Annotated in this window: 2 protein-coding genes and 1 pseudogene; all 3 read right to left on the reverse strand. The window is 31.8% G+C overall.

The window, feature by feature from the left end; translation table 11 throughout:
- Nucleotides 1-224 precede the first annotated feature (224 nt).
- Nucleotides 225-611, reverse strand: coding sequence for a hypothetical protein (locus C1709_RS00005; RefSeq protein ID WP_146035426.1), 387 nt, complete (start codon nucleotides 609-611; stop codon nucleotides 225-227).
- Complete coding sequence (locus tag C1709_RS00010; RefSeq protein ID WP_102284947.1) at nucleotides 608-3,040, reverse strand: T9SS type A sorting domain-containing protein; 2,433 nt, start codon at nucleotides 3,038-3,040, stop codon at nucleotides 608-610. Before C1709_RS00010 ends, C1709_RS00005 begins: the two co-directional genes overlap by 4 nt.
- A gap of 214 nt (nucleotides 3,041-3,254) precedes the next feature.
- Nucleotides 3,255-3,365: pseudogene (locus C1709_RS01005) on the reverse strand (IS982 family transposase); the annotation flags it as partial.
- Between the last annotated feature and the right edge of the window lie 408 nt (nucleotides 3,366-3,773).

The following is a 3,773-nucleotide window of genomic DNA, read 5'->3' on the forward strand; positions in this document are numbered from 1 at the left end:
CCCTCTCTATCCTGTCCCAGGGAAGATGATCGGCCAGCTTGACCCAACGGTTAGATTTGCTCAATCCCGAAAGTGACTCCTGAAGTTCAAACAGGTCGTGACTGCGATATTGTGAGTAGTATTTCATATAGATTCTTGAATGTTTTAACATCCAAAGGTAGTCATTTTGGGCGAATTGACCAAATTTTATACAACATAAATAGTTAATTGTCAGATAGTTATAGTTAATTAGCAGACCCTAGATAAACTTTATCTATCCTTTTGTTAGAAATAGGTGTATCGAAAGGAACAGAATATGTTTCAACCAAAGCAAGACAATCATCATCTTGCAAATTTTCGAACCCAACAGTAATATTTATAGGAAAAGTTGTAGGTATATTTTCCTCAACAAGTTTGCACGCATATTCAAATGCTCCTTTTTGGGTAGAAGATATTCTCGTACCTTTATATTTGACATTGATTATAGTTCCACCATAAACATTTCTTGTTGACGGCAAATCTAATTTGATTTTAGAGTTATCAGAGGCATATACAATATTTGGATTTTTCTGTGCGAATCCCAATGTAACCCCAATTAAAAGGGTTATTAAAATAAAAAACTGTCTTTTCATTTTATACATACTTTATTAGTTAATACTTTGTTTGTGTTATTATTGAATATTTTTATTACATATACACCCTTGTTCAAAACGGTTGTATACATAGTAGAATTTTTTGATACTTTTTCTAAAGTACCATTAATATTATAGATATATACGTCTACTGAATTTGGACTTTTAATAATGATTTCTTTATCCTCAACAAACAAATCAACATTGTCACCATATTCTTGACTTATACCTACAGTTGATGGTTTTATTATAGAACTCATAGCTTGACCATACTTATTTATTGTCCAACAATATATACCGTTATCCCAATGTCCGGGATATACTAAAAGTCCAGTATCTGGTATTTCATAAAAAATATCATCAACATGTACACCAATATTATTATTATATTCCGCAATCATAACAATGCCACAATCATAATTTTCCCCATCTATCATTATTCTACATATAGGGAAATCATCTGCCCAATCTGGAACCCAAATTTTAGAGATAGAAATAACAGGGTCTGTTGGTAACACATCAAAAGGAATAAAATCAGAACATATATATTTAGACACCCTATCACTTCCTTCTTTATAATAAATTTTGCAGGCGTAGAAACAACTATCAGGATTAACTTCCTTTAAATCCTCCCAATTATAACCTTGCATGAATTTATTATATGGCTTAGAGAAATAGCAATTGAACATACCAGGGCTGTTCGTGAAAGAAAATTGTTTATCTTTAGACAACGTACAGTAATAGTCTTCACCATTCAATTGCTTAAGATATATTCTCCATTCGACAGAGTCTATTTCAATATTATTATCATTTAGCAATGACAGCGTAACCAAATCACCTGCTTTAATTTTATTTTCGGCTCCATTGTTATTTATTTTTACATCAACATGAAAAATATCATTTTTTTTATTGTTCAGCATCGCAGAAGGATATAAGCAACCAACCTCCATGAATCTTCCTGACTCGCCATAATCATTCTCCAAAGAAACGTCTATATATACTTTACTTCCTTTAACCATAGGTGATACATGAATAGTACCATCAGAATAATCATAACAATTCGTTACACCAGTATCATCAGATACCACTACCGTTCCATTATTGGCCCCCATTCCCTTTATATCAATATCAAACTGATAAAAGTCTTTATTTACATCTCTCACATTAGTAATTCTAACATCTTTAATTAACGGTCTAACATCAAGCGATATAATGCGTGTATATTCTTTGTTTCCAACCTTACATACGATCCTTCCTTGTTGGTATAAAAATTCATCAAAAGATTTTTCTATAATATTTGGAGTAACTACAAAAACCTCTGAGTGAGGCTTCATCGATATATTTTCATACTTACAAGTAATCGTATTATAAATTTGATAAAACCAATCACCTTTTAGTTTCTTACCATCTATAGGATTGACAATGTTAAAAATTTGTTTGTTAAATATAGAACCGCAACCCAATATATCTACACTATCACAGGTAATACATAAATCATGTAGATATGTTTGCCAGCCAATATCAGAAATAACATTTAATGTTTCGTTATTAATATTCATTAATTTGTTTTTTTCTTTTAATGGATATTCCATTATATTATCATATCCCAAGTTGAAATACACACCGCTCTTTTCCGATTCAAAATGCCCACAATTATACATTGCGTATTTGTATTTGTTGGATTTTAAATATAATTTAGAAGAAAAAAATCGTTCAAAATCAATAGGTTTACCTTCCTTTTTAAGTTCAGATAGAAATATCTCATCATTTGTCAGCAGTCTATCAAACGGCGAAGAAAACCGATTAACCTTAAATCCTAGTCCTGAATCACGAATTACAACCGAGCACCCAAATCCAAGAATTCTTGCAATATTTCGTAAGAAAGCGTTTGACATATTTATTGTGCCACTATACGCAGTATCGTATTGCCATGAAGAATCCCAATTCAACAATGCGTTAATTGTTATGGTATCATTAAAGTTCGTCCCTTTATAGAATTGATTGTAAAGGTTATCAGGTAGGGCTTCAAATTCTCCCACTTTGTAACGTGAATATCCTACTTTTGTAGAAATGGCCAAATCAGTATCCATTTTTTCGGATATGCGTACAAAGAAATTTATCGGTTTTTTTATAATAATTCTATCTTCCCATGTATCAATTGCCAACTTAAGACAATGAAGAACGCCCTCTGTCATAAAATAATTATCATCATAATTGACAATAAATTTGCCCATACGAGATTTTATCTTTTTAACGTTATATGATGAAGAGGGGATTTGGGGTTTAATAGTTTTTTCAATTAAATGTAAATGCTTTGCACTTTCATGATATTCAACAATACCACAATGCTCCACTTGTGCATTCAACGTTACATTACAAAAGAATGTCAAACTAACAAATAAAAGTAATGATAACATTTTTTTATTCATAAATTTGTATTTTTTAAGTTGTTCATTTCATAGCATCTTATCTACTATATGGTCAATATTAAAAATAGACTCAATACTCAAGTATTATTTTAAAGATTCATTAGTTTATGAAAACTTGTACAAAGTAAAAAAAAAAAAACATATCACCAAATTTATATATATATTTTCATTAAAACTTTAATATAAATTACGCAAGTTCGGGATAAGAAAATCTTTAGAAAAGTTCCAATTGCCTTGATTTCTCTACGTGTACCGGCAGTGCCTCCGGCTTATTGTCAAAGAAACAATAGGCTGTAAGAGCAGAACAAAAATTCATGATGAAATTAGGCGTATAGCTCATTTTGCAGGATGATTTTGAGAAGTATGTATCCTATAGCTCAAATTGCAGGATGATTTTTTCCGATGTTTCTTCGTTGAAGCAGATTACATATTGTACCTTTGGTTTGCAGTTTGAAGCGTAGTGAAGCTCTGCTGGGGAGCAACTTCATAAGGAATAGAACTGCGCAGATTGACAAGTATGGGCAGGAGTTGCTATCAACGCGGCTCCTGCTTTTTCATACTTAGGGTCTGCTAATTTATTTCTTTCACACAGCCTTGTGGTGTGGTTAATACAGCCTCCATGCTGTCAAAAATGCTCATAATTCTCTTTTGGAAGGTCTTCAAGCCCGATTTTTCGAAAATGAGACAAAGAAGTCCCCTTAGGAACTTCATGATGTTCTTAGCGAAGAAGCAA

Source organism: Metaprevotella massiliensis, from assembly GCF_900241015.1.